The sequence below is a fragment of the Sorangium sp. So ce321 genome, from assembly GCF_051530195.1.
Lineage (GTDB): Bacteria > Myxococcota_A > Polyangia > Polyangiales > Polyangiaceae > Sorangium.
Genome location: NZ_CP150329.1, coordinates 2,116,443 through 2,131,557 on the forward strand (window position 1 = coordinate 2,116,443; position 15,115 = coordinate 2,131,557).

Sequence of the window (15,115 nt, forward strand, 5' to 3'; positions counted from 1 at the left end):
ATCCGGCGAGGCGGCCGGATGGCAACTTCGGGTGCGGCGTGATTCATGTTGCGGCGGGCTCTGCTCAGCCCCTCCTCGGGTGCACGGTGTCATCACCTCGGCCCCGGCCCGGATCAGGTGCTCCAGGCTCCGTCACACTGCGGGACCTGCTCTGGGTTGACAGCCAAATTTTCTATACGACCCCCCTGGAAAAGCGAAGCTATGCCAGCAACTTATCCATGCATCGAAGGGGCCGCCTTCACTCCACAGCCTGCGGGAGCTCGTCCTGGTCCCCTGTAGGCTCACGCGCGTTCAAGCCCCGGTTGACGTCTCTGCCGCTAGCGAGAGGCCCGTGCGCAAACCCATCAAAAATACAACGCTGTTCCTTTCCATGAGCCTCTGCGGGCGGATCCTGCTCGGGCTCTCCGCCGCGACCGCCGCGACGTTCGCGCTCGCGCCCGTCACGCTCGCCGCCCCCAAGGCGTCGAAGTCGATCGCGGTGCGCATCGAGGGTCCCAACGCGGATGACATCCGCGAGGACATCCTCTCCATCGTGCCGGAGACGCTCGGGGTCGTGGAGCCTGACGCGTTCTCGAAGGCGCTGAAGAGCGCCGGCCAGGCCAAGCCGGTCGGGGACACGCTCGTGTCGAAGGCCCAGCGGAAGAAGGCCATCGACCGCATCCGCAAGGCAGGCAAGGCCGCGAAGGCAGAAGGGGTGATCTACGGCGTCTCGCGGACCAACAAGAAGAAGAAGAAAGAGGTCCACCTCGTCTACGTCGACGAGAACGCCGGCGACCTCGCCGTGGACGGCGCGGTGCCGCTGAGCGGCTCGCGCGACGACCGCAAGAAGGCGCTGGAGGAGCTGCTCGGTCCGACGCTGGCGCAGATCGCGCCGCCGCCCGCCGACGAAGACAAGGCGAAGAGCGACGGGGGAGGCGACGGCGAGGAAGGCGGGGGCGACGAGGAGAAGGACGGAGGCGGCGAGGAGAAAGACGAGGGCGACAGCGGGAAGGACGACAAGGGCGGCAAGCGCAAGAAGAACGAGATCGGCTCGGCGCTCTTCTCGGTCGAGCTGGGCGTCGAGTTCGTCGGCCGCTGGTTCGACTACTCCGATCCGCGCACGCTGAACCTCCGGCCCTACGGCGTCTTCGGGCAGCCCGCGATCTCGGTCTCGGGCGAGCTGTATCCGCTCGCGTCCACGGACATCGCGGTGCTCAAGGGCCTCGGGATCACCGCGGGGTACGCGCAGGCGCTCGGCCTCAACTCGGCTGTGGGCGACGGCGACCCGATCAGCACCACCTACCAGCGCATCAACCTGGGGCTCCGGGAGCGGCTGTCGATCGGCGAGAAGTCGGTGCTCGGGATCTCCGCCGGGCTCCGGTTCCTGACCTTCGAGATCGACGCGCCGGCGGACCTCGCCAGGACAGTGCCGAACGTCTCCTACACCCTGTTCCGGGCAGGCCTCGACGGGCGCTTCCCGGTCGGCCCTGTCGCGCTGGGGCTGGGCGCCGAGTACATCCTGCCGCTCTCGTCAGGCCCGGTCTACGAGCGGTTCACCGGGGCGAGCGTGCAGGGCATCGGCGCGCTGGCCGGGGTGATGATCCCGGTCGCGACCGGCATCGAGGCGCGCCTGCTCGTCGAGTACGCCCGGTTCTTCTCGTCGTTCCAGCCCGAGCAGGGCGACGCTTACATCGCGGGCGGGGCCATTGACCAGTACCTGGGACTCCGGCTCGCCGGAGCCTACGTCTATTAAGAGAGAGAGGTAGCACGTGACGTTCATGACTTCCCTTCACGGGCGCGCCGCGCTCACCGCGGGCGCCCTGCTGACCGGCGGCGCGCTCCTCATGAGCTGCGCTGGGACCCTCGACGAGGACGAGTTCCCCCCGGACGAGCAGGGCAGCGGCGCCGGCGGCACCCAGGGGGCCGGCACCCCCGCGGCGACCTCGGGCGGCGACCCCGCCACCACGACCGCGACCACCGGCGGCGACCCCGCCACCACGACCGCGACCACCGGCGGCGACCCCGCCACCACCACGACCGCGACCACCGGCGGCGGGCCGACCGGATGCGACGATGCGCCGGCGCTGGTCACGGCGAAGTGCGCGAACGCGGGCTGCCACGACGCGAACTCGAAGCAGGCGGGCCTCTCGCTGGCCGCCGGTTGGGAGAACACGGTCCGGGGGCAGGCGTCCGCGTGCGGCGGCGGCGCCAGCGTGCTCGTCCCGGGCGACCCGGACGGCAGCACGCTCTACACGAAGGTCACCCCGACCCCGACGTGCAACAACCGGATGCCGCTCGGCGCCCAGCCGCTCAGCGACACCGAGATCGCGTGCATCCACGACTTCATCGCCGCGCTCGCGCCCTGAGGAAGTGAACGAGCGTCTGGCCGCCGCGGCGGCGCGGGCCGCCGCGACGCGCTCTCGGGCCGACTCGTCAGCTGGTCGGGCCGCGGTACGAGATGCGCGCGCCCACGTTCGCCCCGTAGACGATGACGCCGGCTCCGAGGGCAGCGTATGCGAGCGCGCTCTCGGCCGCCTGGCTCCTCGTCAGCCCAAGGGCGAATTTGCGGTACGCAGGCGCTCAGGGTCGCCCGTCGCCGGCGCGCCCGATGCCGACGCGCAGCACGACCTCGCCGGCGCCCAGGTCGACGCCGAGCAGCGCGGCATCGCCCGTGGCGAGCAGGAAGCGGAGCGCGCGCGGGGCGATCCGGAGCGGCGGCGACAGGTGCAGCGCGTCGCTCCCCTCGTCCACCCACGCGATCTGGCAGGCGTCGCCGGCGTCGAGCGCGAGCGCGAGGTGCGACGCCGAGAAGGCGTGCAGCACGGCGCGCCCGGGCAGCGCGATCCGCCGGGGTGGCGCGCCCGCCTCGCCGCGGCGGACGAGCGCGCGCCCGCCTGCCTCGAGGTGATCGCGCCCCACGGCGCGCGCCGACGGCGGCGCGCCGAGCCCGAGGTGCGCGAGCGCCTCGAACGCCTCGCGCTCCTCGGGCGTGGGGCCGAGCGGCTCGCCCAGGGCCGGCGCCGCGGCCGGCGAGGACCAAGCCGCGGAGATCGCGCGCGCCGCGGCCGCCTGCTCGGGGGTCGCGGCGGGGTGCACGGCCACGACGTTCCCCCGCGCGTCGAGCTCCTGCACGCCGCCGCCCTTGCCCACGAGCAACCGGCTGCCCCGGACCGCAAGGACGGCGTCGCCGAGGAGCTTGCCGAGGACGGCGCGCGCGCCGCCTTCGAGGCGCACGATCTCCTGGAAATCCACCGCGTACACCGCGTCGCCGGCGGCCACCGGGCGGCGCAGGTGCAGCGTGATCGAGCCGCCGACCAGCGCGGTGTGCTCCGGCGCGACGAACGGCGCCGGGAAGAGCCGCTCGCGGAGCAGATCCGCGTCCTCGCCGGACGCGAGCCGCCGTACCGCGCCGAGGATCGCCTCGCGGAGCCTGCCGTCGAGCGGCGCGAGCTGGGCGCGGGCGCCCGGGGAGAGCGGCCCGATGTCCAGGAGATGGCGCCCGGCGCCCGCGAGCACCCGGTCGCTCGGCCCGGACTGGAGCGCGCGCTGGAGATCCTCGCCGTGGAAGCGGCCGAGCAGGAGCCGCGGGAGGAACTCGTAATCGGGCCGGCGCGCGAACGGGCCCGACCCCGCACCATACCATTCCAGGAGCCCTCTGGCCTTGCGCATGGTCGCGCCGGCCTGAGCGATCCACGCCGCCGCCTCCAGGATGTGCCAGGGGTCCAGGAGGCGATCGAGCGGAGCGCACCAGGGCCCATTGAGGTTCGGTGGGATCGTCTTGCGCCATTCGCGCCGCGCGCGCTCGCCCTCCTCGCTTCGCCAGCGCGTCACGTCCTCGAGCGGTCCCGGTACGCCGCGCGCGGCGAGCTGCTCGAGCAGCGCGCGGTCGTCGCGGAGCTCCGACCAGCCGCACCATTGCTTCCAGTCGAGCCCGCGCCAGTAGATCGACCGGTTCTCCGGGTACAGGTCTACCCGGCCGACGGGGCCGGCCTCGCCGGTGAGGAGGAGCCCGAGCTGCGGCAGCCCGAGCGGTCCGCGGCACCGCTCGTCGAAGCAGGGCCCGTCGTCCCGGATCGTCAGCGCGGGCGCGAGGGCGTCGAGCGCCGCCCGGTCGAGCTCGGCGAGGACGCGATCGTCGCCATCGACCACCTGGCCCCGGGACGCCGCCTCCAGCGCGCGCTGGAGGTCCTCGTTCCGGGGGGGGTGGCCGTAAGGATAGGGATTGATGAAACGCACGGGCTCGTCTCGCTCCTCGCTCCGGGCTGATCAGCGCCCGCGCCGGCCGCGGCCTCCCTGCGGGCGGGGGCGCGTCTCGACCCAGGTGCCTTGATGCACGTACGGCGTCGTTCCGCCCGTCCAGTTCGGCGCCATCATGCCCGGGCCCCATTGGTGGCCGCCCGGCCCCACGGACGTGGTGCCCGCGTAGGTCGCGGCCGGGTTGGCCGAGCGCGCGCCGCTCGCGACCGCCCGGGTCTCGTCCGCGACGGCCTGGGCCACGCTCGGCCCGTTGCCGGCCGCGGGGGTCGCGCTGTTGCACGCGGACAGCTCGATGCGCCGCTTCCGCCCCCGCTTCTGGCCGCGGAACCCCGCCGCTGTGAGCTGCTGCCCGAGCTGGCGGCCGTCGATGTACCCATTGCCCCACTCCACCGTGTTGGGCGCGCCGTGGGTCGATAGGATGACGTGATCCTCTCGCGCCAGGCTGCCCGGCGTGAGCTGATCATGTCGAAGCACCCGCGCGCCCGGGTGCTGTGCCTGAAGAAGGGCGACATGCTGCTGGATGGTCGCGTCGCCCGGCGCGCCCACGACGATCGTCGTGAGCCCCGAAGGATCGATGAAGATCGTGACGTTGGGGACGAACCCGATCTCCTGCAGCGAGCCCAAGAGGCCGATCGGATCGGGGGTCAGGAAGACGTGCGTCGCCGGGTCGTAGAAGCGGTGGCGGTTGTAGTGCAGGCCGGTCAGCGGGTCGGCGCGCTGCCCGGCGAACCGGAGCGCGCCCGGATCGCCCGTCGCGCGCGCGACGCGTCCGAAGGCGCCGAGATCGATCTCCGACGCGCGCCCGTCGCGGTGCAGGTAGAGCCATGGCGTGGAGGCCGCGTCGGTCACGACCATCCGCCAGTCCTTGCCGTCGCGCGCCTCGAGGAGCGGCGTGAAGCCGTCGTCGTCGAACACGCGCTGGATCGACGGGCCCCTCGTCGGGCGCTCCTCGACGAGGCTCTCGCCATCCCAGCCGAACCAGGTGCTCTCGCCGTTGCCGTGCGCCTGCGCGACGCAGCGGCCGAGGGGGTCGTACAGGTAGCGGACGGTGAGGCCGTCGCCGCGGACCGCCGCGACGAGGCGGTCGCGCTCGTCGTACTGGTAGCGCCAGGTCTGCAGCGGCCCCGGCCCGACGCGGCCTGCGAGGCGGCCGCGGGCGTCCCACTGGATCTCGGCGCCGCCCGCGCGCACGGGGCGGCCGTCCGCGCCGATCGACCACGCGGGGCCGCGCGACGGGATCGGGGTCCCCTGGGGCGCGTACGTGAACTGCTCGTCGGCGCCGAGGCCGTGGAGGCGGAGCGGCCTGCCCTCGACGTCGAGGTCGTACTGGCGCCCGCCGCCATCGCTGTCCGTGACCGCCGCGACCGGGCCCACCCGGCTCCACGTCCACGCGCGCCTCCGGACCGGCTCTCCGCGCTCGTCCAGGATGGCGACGCTCTCCGGCAGGCCCTGGACGTCGCGCGACCAGGCGAGCTCGCGCGTCCCGTCGAGCCGCCTTCGCCGCGACTCGCCGCGCGCGTCCCGCGTGAAGGCGAGCCCGTCCGCCTCGGCGGCGGCGACCTCGAGCGATGCCGGCGCGCCATCTTCCTCGCGCCGGCGCACCTCGACGGACCACCCCGTCGCATAGCGACGGTGCAGCACGCGGCCCGCGTCGTCGAAGCGGCGGGAGACGGCGAACGCGAACCCGGCTGCTTCCTGGACCTCCCGGACGACCCGGCCGTCCTCGTCGCGCTCGAACGTGATCATCACGTCCGCGTTCCGCGCGTGCGTGAGGTGGCCGAGCGCGTCGTGCTGGAACTCCTCCACGAGCCCGCTCGAGGTCTCGAGCCTGGTGACGCGGCCGGCCCCGTCGCGCTCGTAGCGCGCCCACGTGTCGTCGGCATGGGTCGTCCGGACGAGGTGGTTCGATCCGTCGTACTCGTACGACGTGGTCGAGCCGCCGAACGAGGTCTCGCGGGAGAGGTTGCCGCTGCCGTCGTACTCGCGCGCGTGGCGCTCGCCCGCGGCGTTCTCGATCCAGCGGAGCCGGAGCAGCGCGTCGTAGCCAAGCCGGAATCGCCTGCCGTCGGGGCGCGCCACCTCCACGAGCGCTCCGGCGACATAGCGGTACGTGGTGATCCCGCTCGCGTCGGAGCGCGCGATGACGCGGCGGCTCGCGTCGATCTCCATCTCCAGGACGTTGCCGTTCGGCTCCTCCAGGCGCACCAGCGCGAAGCGCGAGTCGTACGCGAATCGATAGACTCCGCCCTTCGGGGTCCGCGCCTCGACGGGGCACCCGAACAGATCGAAGACGTACTCGTAGGCGTCGCCGGCCGGCGTCTCGACCCGCAGCGGGTTGCCGTGCGCATCGTAGTCGTACGTGAGCTCGGCGCCGTCCGGCCCGGTGGACGCCCGCACGAGGCCGTGTGCGTCCCACTCGAGGGCTTGCTCGCGGCCGCGCCAGTCGACGCTGCCGGTCGGGGTGCCCCTCCGGTACGTGGTGCGGGTCTTCTTCCCGTCGGGCCGCGTGCGGACGATCTCCTGCGCCTCCTCGTCGACCGCGTCTCGCCAGGTCGCGCCGTCGGGCTCGGTGACGCTCTCGAGGTGCCCCGCGGCGTTGTACGACCACCGCGTGGTCCGCCCGCCGCCGTCGCGGAGCGAGAGCAGCCTGCCGACCGTGTCGTACGTATAGGTGCGCGCGTGGCCGCGTGGATCGACATAGGCGGTCACGAGGCCGAGCGCGTTGCCCATGTAGGTGTGGGTCGCGCCCTCGCCGTCGATCACCACGGTCCTGCCCCGGGCGGGGTCGTACGACAGCCGGGTGTGGTGGACGCCCCGGGCGCCCGGGAGGCGGGGCGCGCCGAGCTCCGCGAGCACGTCGCGGCCGGCGATCTCGCCCCACGTCTCGACGCACCGTTTGACGCCCTCGATCGCCTCGTACCTGAAGTGGAACGCGAGCCCGTCCGGCAAGATCTCCCGGATGAGGTAGTGTTCCTCGTCGTATTCGTACCGGATCTCGGCGCCGCCCCCGTCGATGACCCGCACGAGGTCGCCCGCGTCGTCGAGCTCGTAGGTCACGGCGCGGCGGGTGTGCGGGGTGCCCTGCTCGTCGGTCGCGGTCACCTCCCACCAGGAGAAGGGCCCCTGGCGCTCGAGCCGGGCGCGCCGCCCGACGCCATCGACGATGCCCGTGAGCTCGTCGCCTTGCCATTCCATGGTGGCCTTGTTGCCGAACGCGTCGCGGATCTCGACGAGCGCGAAGCGCTCCTCCGGGCCGGTGCGGCGCAGCACCCGCGCGAGGCCGTCGTCCTCCTCCACGAGGAGATCCTCTCCGACGGCGGCGACGCGGACCCCGAACGGCAGGAGCAGGACGTGATCCTGCGCGGGCCAGGAGAGCACCTGGGTGCGACCGCCCGGCGCGGTGAGCTCGAGCTCATCGCCGCGGCGACGGGCGCTCCAGGCGAGATCGTGGGACCAGCCCCACCCCACGCCGCAGCGGTGCCGCACCGCCGCGGTCGAGTAGCTTCGCTCGAGGGTCACGACCAGGGGCCCCGGCAGCTCGAGGTCCGCGACCGGGTTCGTGTACATGGCCCCCGTCACGACGTCGACCGGGTGCCCCGCGGACGCCTGGCCATCTGCCCCTGGCGGCGCGGGTGGGCTCGGTGGGCCCGCGCCCTGGCCGCTGCCCCCGCCGCCGCCGCCGCCGTTGCTCGGGCCCTGAGGCCCGCCGCCGCCCGGACCGCCGGCGCTGCTGCCGCCCCCGCCGCCGCCCCCGCCGCCGCCCGCGGCGTTGCTCGCGCTTGCCCCCGCGCCGACGGTGATGCTCTTGTTCATCTGGCCCATGCTGCCCGTGATGCCGGCCATGCCGAGCTCGATGAGGACGTTGGGCGCGCCCAGCCAGGGAAAGCACGGCCCCCCCGTGTTGAGGCTGACGACCTCTTTGAGCGTGCCTGGCTCATTGCCGTGACATGCCTTCATGCAGCCGCCGACCGTGAGGATCTTCGCCCCTTCGATCTTGGTCCGCATGCACGGATCGATGATCCCCTCGGCCACGGAGCCCATCGTCGGGTACGGGATCGGCAACGGGCTCGGCGCCGCGGGCGTCAGGCACACGCTGACGGCCATGCCGGTCATCTGGTGACCCGACTTCTCCGTGATCGTGTCCATGTGAAGGGCGGTGACCTTGGCCATGGCGCTCTCGAGCGTCGCACGAGGGGTGTCCCGTCCACAACTCGGATGTCGGCGCGACGCGCGTGCGGGCCCGATGCGAGGCGGGCACGCTCGCGGCATCTCTCGCTCCGGCGGTCAGGCGCTCCGGCTCGACATCGTGTCGCGGGCGCCGATGCGCGGAGCTGCCGACATGGCTGGCGTGAGGTGTGAAGCGCTGGGCGGGTGGATCAACTGCTGAGCGTTGCTCGGCTCCACTCCAGGCGAGCGTCCAGGTGAGCGTCGGCGCGCCTATCCCTCTCCGCGCGCCATCACCTCTGCCCTCAGCTGGTCAGCCCTGTCAGCGGCCCGGTGCAGTAGCTCGGATCTCCGAACGACTCTGCATCGATGCCCATCGACTGGAGCAGCGACACGAGCAGGTTGTTGTGCCCGACCTGCTTCTGCTGGGCGACGTAGCGGCCTGTCTTGAAATGGCCGCCCGCGCTGCCCGCGAGGACATAGGGGATGTTCTGACGCAGGTGGTTGCCGTCGGCGTGCTCGTTCGTCCACAAGATCACCGTGTTGTCGAAGACCGAGCCGTTCCCCTCCGGCATGCTCTTCAGCTTCGCGATCAGGTACGCGACCTGCTCGGCGTAGAAGCGGCTGATCTTCATGAGCCGCTCGCGGTTCGCCGGGTCGGCGTAGCCGTTGTGCGCCAGCGGGTGGTGGCCCTCGGTGATGTCCGGGCCGAGGAAGCTCAGCACCTTCGTCGTCGCCGAGTTCGTGAACTGGAGGCTCGCGACCCGCGTCAGATCGCAGGCGAGGGCCATCGCCATGACATCCAGCTGGAGCCGCGTGACCTCGGGCATGCTGGCGACCTTGTCGGGGTCGATGTCCGGCGTCAGCGCCGGCTCCGCGCACGCCGCGGAGGTCGGCGCCACGCCGCGGTCGAGGCGCGAGGCGATGTCCTCCACCGACGCGAGGTGCCCCGCGAGCTTCTCCTGATCCGCGGCGCCGAGGCGCTTCTGGAGGCGCTTGTAGTCGGCGGCCACCTTGTCGAGCACCGCCCGGCGCTGCTCCGTCTTCCGCGTCGTCGCCTCCGGCGCGACGGCGAAGTCGGAGAAGAGGCGGTCGAACGCGGCATAAGGGCTGTTCTCCGGCGGCAGCGGCTGCGCCGGGCCGCGGTACGAGATGCGCGCGCCCACGTTCGCCCCGTAGACGAGGACGCCGAGCTCCAGCGACAGGAACTTGGTCCTCGTGCCGATGTGGTTCGCGATCTCCTGGTCGACCGAGATGCCGTCGGCCCACCCGCACGACAGCCCGGCGTCGCCGGGGAAATCGCCCTCCTGCATCGGGCGCCCGGTCAGGCACTGGCCGGTGCCCTTCTGGTGCGCGTCGCCCGGCCCCACCAGCGCCGACAGCGCGCTCACGTTGCCGAGGACGAGGAGATCCTCGTTGTGGTCCTTGAGCGGCGCCAGGATCGGCGACAGCTCCTCGCCCTTCTGGAGCCGCGAGGACGAAGGCCAGAAGTCCGGCGGCACGGTGCCGTTCGGCGTGTAGAGGACGACGAAGCGCTTCGGGAACTCGGCCCCGAACGAGGCCCGCCCCGTCTGCTCCGACGCGGGGGCGAGCCGCTTCGAGCAGCCCATCGCCTCGAGGAACGGCAGCGCGAGCGCCGCGCCGCCGAGGCCGCGGAGCACGGCGCGGCGGCTGAGTCGAAACGGCTTCATCAAGGCTCTCCTTCTGCGCCGTCTGCGGCGGCTCCTGCGTTGCCTTCAGCGTCGCCTCCTGCGCTGATCAAGCGCCGGTAGCGGAACGCGTCGGTCTGGGTGAGCGCCACGAGCAGCGCCTTGATGTTGTACCCGGACGACTCGAACGCCTGCGTCGCCTGCGAGATGCTGCAGCTGTCCGCGCTCTGCTCGGCGCGGCCGTGGCCGAAGCGGAACCACTGCTTCACCACGCACGCGCGCACCTGCTCGCTCTCGGCGAGGCGGTGCGCGAGCTCGACGGCCCCGTCGAACGGCCCGTCGATGTCGGTCTGCGTCAGCTCGCCGCTCGCGTCGATCGGGATGCCGTTCTCGGCGTCGCGCCAGCGCCCGAGCGCGTCGTAGTGCTCGAAGCCGAAGCCGATCGGGTCGAGCAGCGCGTGGCAGCTCTTGCAGCCCGGATCCGAGACGTGCTGCGAGAACTGCTCGCGGGTCGTCTTCGTCGGGTCGACCATGGGCGGCTCCGGGACCACGTCCGGCGGCGGCGGAGGGATCTGGCAGAGCAGGCTCTGGCGCACGAACCGGCCGCGGTGGACCGGCGAGGACCGGTTCGGCTTCGCGTAGAGCGAGAGCAGCCCGGCGTGCGTCACGAAGCCGGCGCGCTGCGACGGATCGAGCGCGACCTCCTCGAACGCCTCGCCCCGCGGGCCGCCCTTGATGCCGTAGAACTCGGCGAGCTCCCGGTTCATCATCGAGTAGGGCGCCGTGAACAGCGTGCTCACGCTCGCGTCCTGCTCGAAGATCGCGTGGTCCAGGAACGCCTCGGTCTCGGCCTGGAAGAGGCCGAGGAGCTCGTCGCGGTACTCGGGGTAGAGCTCCGGATCCTTCCCGCCCGCGGCGACCTCGTCGATCTTCGCGAGCCCGAGCCACTGGCGGTGGAAGTTCTTCGCGGCCTCGCGCGCCCGCGGGTCCTCCAGCATGCGCCGCGCCTGCGCCTCGATCTCCGCGGCGGTGCCGAGCGCCCCCTGCTCGGCGGCGGTGAAGAGCGCGTCGTCGGGCATCGTGCCCCAGAGCAGGTACGAGAGCCGCGAGGCCACCTCGTACGAGCTGAGCGGCACGACGTCGGCCTCCACGGGATCGGGCATGCCCAGCTCGACGCGGTAGAGGAAGTGGGGCGACTGGAGCACCGCCTGGAGCGCGAGCTCGAGGCCGGTCGACGCGTCGTCCGGCGTGTCCCCGAGGGCGAGCCCGCGCTGGAAGAGCGCGACGAGCTCCTCGACCTCGTCCTCGGCGAGGGGCCGGCGGAACGCCCGCTTGCCGAGCGAGGCGAGGAGCGCCGCGGCCTCGCCGCGGCAGGCCGCGCCCCCCGCGGCCTCGCGGCACGCGGGCAGCTCGCCGAGCAGCTTGCCCGCCGCGCGCGCCGCGATGCCCTCGGCCGCGCTCATGTACTGCTCGGCGAGCAGCGGGCTCACCACGAGCGCCGCTGCCTGGTTGTTGAAGCCGAGCGACTCCTCTTCCGGCACGAAGCCCTGCGCAGGTCGGCTGTCGTCGCCGAGGAGGTCGAAGATCGTGTTGTCGTACTCCACGCGTGTCATCCGGCGGAGCGGGGACTCGCCGGGATCGATCGTGGCGCACAGCGGGCCCGTCGCCTCGCCGTCTCCGTCGTGCGCGGGCAGATCGCCGTACTGGCCTGTACAGGACGCGAGGAGGAGCAGGCCGATGGGCCAGCGGAGAGCTCGTGGTTCAGCCATGATGCCTCGTCAGCGAGTGCGAGCGGGGGCCGAGGGCGGGTGGGTCGACCCCCTTCGTGCAGCGCGCGGCGCGTGATGCGCGCCCCCTCGCCATCTTCCAGGGAGCCTATTGCAGTCCGCTGCTCCGCGATAGGAGCCGCGCGGGGAGAGGGTGAATCAAGTGGGAGCTCGGGGCCGATGTGATCTTCCCGTGCGCCCGGGTCTCACCGCGTGCTCCCGTGAGCGCGGACTCCGGTCATCGAAGGCGGCGCTCGACCCTGGACGTCCAGAGCGACTATGCTCCCGCCCAATGCAAAGGCGACCGCTCGCCTGTTCTATCTCCGCTGCTGTATCTCGGCGCCGCGCCCGGCGCGGCTCATCGGCCGCGCTGCTCGGCGCGGCGCTCGCCGTGCTCGCCGCGCCGAGCGCCGCCGCGCCCCGCGACGATCGCGCGAATCGCGAGGAGGGCGACGGCCGCACACCGCCCGTCGGCACCGAGCTCTTCAGCGCGGGAGTCGATCTCGAGATCGCGGGTCGCACGCTCTCCTATACGGATCTGCTCTCCGAGAACCTCCGCACCTACGAGGTGCTCGGCGTGCCCATGCCGTCCATCCACGGCGAGCTCTACCCGCTCGCGCGCAGCGCGCTCCCTGTGCTCCGCGACCTCGGCGTCGCGCTCTCGTACGCGCGCGCCGTCGGCCTCGACTCGGAGGGCGCCGGGGGAGCGAGCGTATCGACCTCCTGGAGCCGCCTCCACGCCGGCCTCAGGGGCCGTTTCCGGCCAGCGGGGCAGGCCGGACCGGTCCTGTTCGCGACCGGCGGACTCTGCTGGATCGACTTCGATGTCGAGCCGACGGGCGAGCCGTCGCGCGACGCGGCCTCGGTGTCATACGTCACGTTGCGCCTGGGCGCCGACGGCCGTTTGCCTGTCGGCCCGGTCGCGCTGGAGGCGGGGGCGGGCTACCAGGCGCCGCTCTCGATGGGCGCGCTCGCGTCGCACTTCCGCGGGCCGAGCGCCGGCGGCGTCGACCTCCGCCTCGCCGTCGCCGTCCCGTTCGCGCCGGGGCTCGAGGCGCGCGCCGGCGCTTCCTACACGCGGTTCTTCTATGACTTCGACTCCGAGCCCGAGGACGCGTTCATCGCGGGCGGGGCGCTCGACCAGCTCTTCGGCGTTCACCTGGGGGTGGCCTATCATGGGTATTGAGCTTCGCGGACGGCGCCCGGCGAGCGCCGCGCTCCGCCTCCGCCGCGACCTCTGGACGGCGGCCGCGCTCGCCGCGCCGGCGCTGCTGCTCGCGGCGTGTCCGGGGACGATCGAGGACAAGGAGCGGTTCATGCGGCCCGACGGCGGCCCGGACGCCGCGTGCGCCGACGTCCCCGCGGTGTTCGCCGAGCGGTGCGGCGGCGCGAGCTGCCACGGGCCGGGCGAGCCCGCGGCCGCCCTCGACCTCGTCACGCTCGGCGTGGACGCCCGCGTCGCCGGCCGCCCTGCACAGAGCTGCGCCGGCGTGCTCGCCGACCCCGAGCGCCCGGAGGACAGCGTGCTCTACGCGAAGCTCACGGACTCCCCGTCGTGCGGCGCGCGCATGCCGCTCGGGGCGGCGCCGTACACGCCCGAGGAGCTCGCGTGCGTCGCCGCGTGGATCGCCGAGCTCACGCCGTCCGCGTGCAGCGGCCCCGACTGCGGCTGTACCGGGTGCGTGTGCGCGCCCGGTGCACAGGAGGCGTGCTACACGGGCCCCGAGGGCACGCAGGGGGTCGGGCGCTGCGCGGCCGGCACGCGCACCTGCAACGCCGAGGGCACGTCGTGGAGCCCCTGCGCCGGGGAGGCCTTGCCCTCGTTCGACGCGTGCGACACGCCCGACGACGAGGACTGCGACGGCGTCGTGCCCACCTGCGAGGACGTGTGGAGCCGCGGCTTCGGCGACGCGACCGGCCAGTACGCCCGGTCCGTGGCGGTCGACGAGGAGAGGAACGTCATCGTGGCCGGCCAGCTGGAGGGCACCGTCGACTTCGGCGGGGGTCCGCTCGTGGCGACGGGGACGGGCGCCGACGCGTTCGTGGCCAAATTCGACAGGTACGGCACGCACCTCTGGAGCAAGCGGTTCCCGGGCGAGGGCAACCAGTTCGCGATGGCGGTCGAGGTCGATACGAGCGGCGACATCGTCGTGGCGGGGCGCGCCTTCGGCAGCGTCGACCTCGGCGGCGGCGAGCTCGCGTCGCACGGCAAAGACGACGTGTTCGTCGCCAGGCTCGACCACGACGGCGAGCACATCTGGAGCAGGATCCTCGGCGGATCCGGCGAGGATCGCTGCGATCGCATCGCCATCGACCCGACGGGCACCGTGATCGTGGCGGGCGGCTACAACGGCACCGTCGACTTCGGCACCGGCGCGCTCGCGAGCGCGGGCATGCGCGACGCCTTCGTGCTGGGGCTCGGCCGGGACGACGGCAGCACGATCTTCGCCGTGCGCGCCGGCGGCGCGGGCGACGACTACGCCAGCGCGGTCGCGACGGACGCGGACGGCGAGGTCCTCGTCGCGGGCCACTTCTCCGGCACGGTCGATCTCGGCGGAGGGCCGCTCGAGAGCGCCGGGCTCTCCGACGTCTTCCTGGCCAGGCTCCGTCCCTCTGGCGACCACCTCTTCAGCGCCCGCTTCGGCGGCGCCGAGGCCGACGAGGCCCACGACGTCGCGGTCCACGAGGCCACGGGCGACGTGGTGCTCACGGGTACGTTCGCGTCGACCATCGACTTCGGCGGCGGGCCGCTGGCGAGCGCGGGCGGGCGCGACCTCTATGTCGCCAGGTTCTCCGGCGCCGGCGCGCACCTCCTGAGCCAGCGCTTCGGCGACGAGGAGGACCAGCTCTTCACCGGCTTCGAGACCGGCGCGCGCGCGAGCGCCGCGGTCGATGCGGAGGGCAACGTCCTGCTCGCGGGGCCGCTCTTCGGCGCCGCGGACTTCGGCGGCGGCGCGCTGACGAGCCGCGGCAAGACCGACGTGTACCTGGTCAAGCTCGGCCCCTCCGGCGACCACCTGTTCAGCTCGTTGTTCGGGGATTCCCAGACTCAGGTCGCCCTCGACATCGCGGCGGACTCAGGCGCGAGCGTCCTCGTCGCCGGCCGCTTCTACGGCGGCATCAACTTCGGCCAGGGGCTGCTCTCGGCCGCGGGCGAGGGAGATGCGTTCGTCGCGAAACTTTCTCTTTAGTGTCCGGTTGTAAATTTCGCGCTTTGTTGTACAAAGGCGCTACCTGCGGAATTGTACTACCCGCAGAGGCCGCTCTCGGCTTGTGCCAAATTGCCTCGAATGGGGCAGG

At 72.9% G+C, this 15,115-nt stretch carries 8 protein-coding genes; 4 read left to right on the top strand and 4 right to left on the bottom strand.

Annotation, left to right across the window (positions count from 1 at the left end; all coding sequences use genetic code 11):
* The first annotated feature begins 331 nt into the window (after positions 1–331).
* Positions 332–1,732, top strand: coding sequence for a hypothetical protein (locus WME89_RS08220; protein ID WP_438008671.1), 1,401 nt, complete (start codon positions 332–334; stop codon positions 1,730–1,732).
* 25 nt (positions 1,733–1,757) lie between these two features.
* Positions 1,758–2,345 (top strand): hypothetical protein, encoded by a 588-nt coding sequence (locus WME89_RS08225; protein WP_438008672.1) that lies wholly within the window; start codon positions 1,758–1,760, stop codon positions 2,343–2,345.
* 214 nt (positions 2,346–2,559) lie between these two features.
* Here the strand turns inward: WME89_RS08225 and WME89_RS08230 are convergent, their stop codons facing one another.
* The 4 genes from WME89_RS08230 to WME89_RS08245 all read right to left on the bottom strand — a co-directional run bounded on the left by WME89_RS08230 (position 2,560) and on the right by WME89_RS08245 (position 11,818).
* On the bottom strand, positions 2,560–4,215 hold the full coding sequence (locus WME89_RS08230) for a hypothetical protein (protein WP_438008673.1): 1,656 nt from the start codon (positions 4,213–4,215) through the stop codon (positions 2,560–2,562).
* A gap of 30 nt (positions 4,216–4,245) precedes the next feature.
* Entirely contained in the window at positions 4,246–8,406 is a 4,161-nt protein-coding gene (locus WME89_RS08235; RefSeq protein ID WP_438008674.1) for a PAAR-like domain-containing protein, read from the bottom strand.
* Positions 8,407–8,705: 299 nt separating this feature from the next.
* The gene (locus tag WME89_RS08240) at positions 8,706–10,091 is read right to left on the bottom strand and encodes a DUF1552 domain-containing protein (protein WP_438008675.1); all 1,386 of its coding nucleotides are present in this window, start codon (positions 10,089–10,091) and stop codon (positions 8,706–8,708) included.
* On the bottom strand, positions 10,091–11,818 hold the full coding sequence (locus WME89_RS08245; RefSeq protein WP_438008676.1) for a DUF1592 domain-containing protein: 1,728 nt from the start codon (positions 11,816–11,818) through the stop codon (positions 10,091–10,093). Before WME89_RS08245 ends, WME89_RS08240 begins: the two co-directional genes overlap by 1 nt.
* Positions 11,819–12,107: 289 nt before the next feature.
* Here WME89_RS08245 and WME89_RS08250 point away from each other — a divergent pair, with 289 nt between their 5' ends.
* Both WME89_RS08250 and WME89_RS08255 read left to right on the top strand, forming a co-directional pair.
* Positions 12,108–13,001: a hypothetical protein gene (locus WME89_RS08250; RefSeq protein ID WP_438008677.1), complete on the top strand. Its 894-nt coding sequence runs from the start codon at positions 12,108–12,110 to the stop codon at positions 12,999–13,001.
* Positions 12,991–15,006, top strand: a complete 2,016-nt coding sequence (locus tag WME89_RS08255; RefSeq protein WP_438008678.1) for a nucleotide-binding protein — start codon at positions 12,991–12,993, stop codon at positions 15,004–15,006. Before WME89_RS08250 ends, WME89_RS08255 begins: the two co-directional genes overlap by 11 nt.
* Positions 15,007–15,115: the final 109 nt, after the last annotated feature.

What these genes read in the sequence shown, in the direction of transcription:
- WME89_RS08255 (WP_438008678.1), top strand. Translation starts at nt 12,991, where the DNA reads ATGGGTATTGAGCTTCGCGGACGGCGCCCGGCGAGCGCCGCGCTCCGC.
- WME89_RS08240 (WP_438008675.1), bottom strand. Translation starts at nt 10,091, where the DNA reads ATGAAGCCGTTTCGACTCAGCCGCCGCGCCGTGCTCCGCGGCCTCGGC.
- WME89_RS08225 (WP_438008672.1), top strand. Translation starts at nt 1,758, where the DNA reads ATGACTTCCCTTCACGGGCGCGCCGCGCTCACCGCGGGCGCCCTGCTG.
- WME89_RS08250 (WP_438008677.1), top strand. Translation starts at nt 12,108, where the DNA reads ATGCAAAGGCGACCGCTCGCCTGTTCTATCTCCGCTGCTGTATCTCGG.
- WME89_RS08245 (WP_438008676.1), bottom strand. Translation starts at nt 11,818, where the DNA reads ATGGCTGAACCACGAGCTCTCCGCTGGCCCATCGGCCTGCTCCTCCTC.
- WME89_RS08235 (WP_438008674.1), bottom strand. Translation starts at nt 8,406, where the DNA reads ATGGCCAAGGTCACCGCCCTTCACATGGACACGATCACGGAGAAGTCG.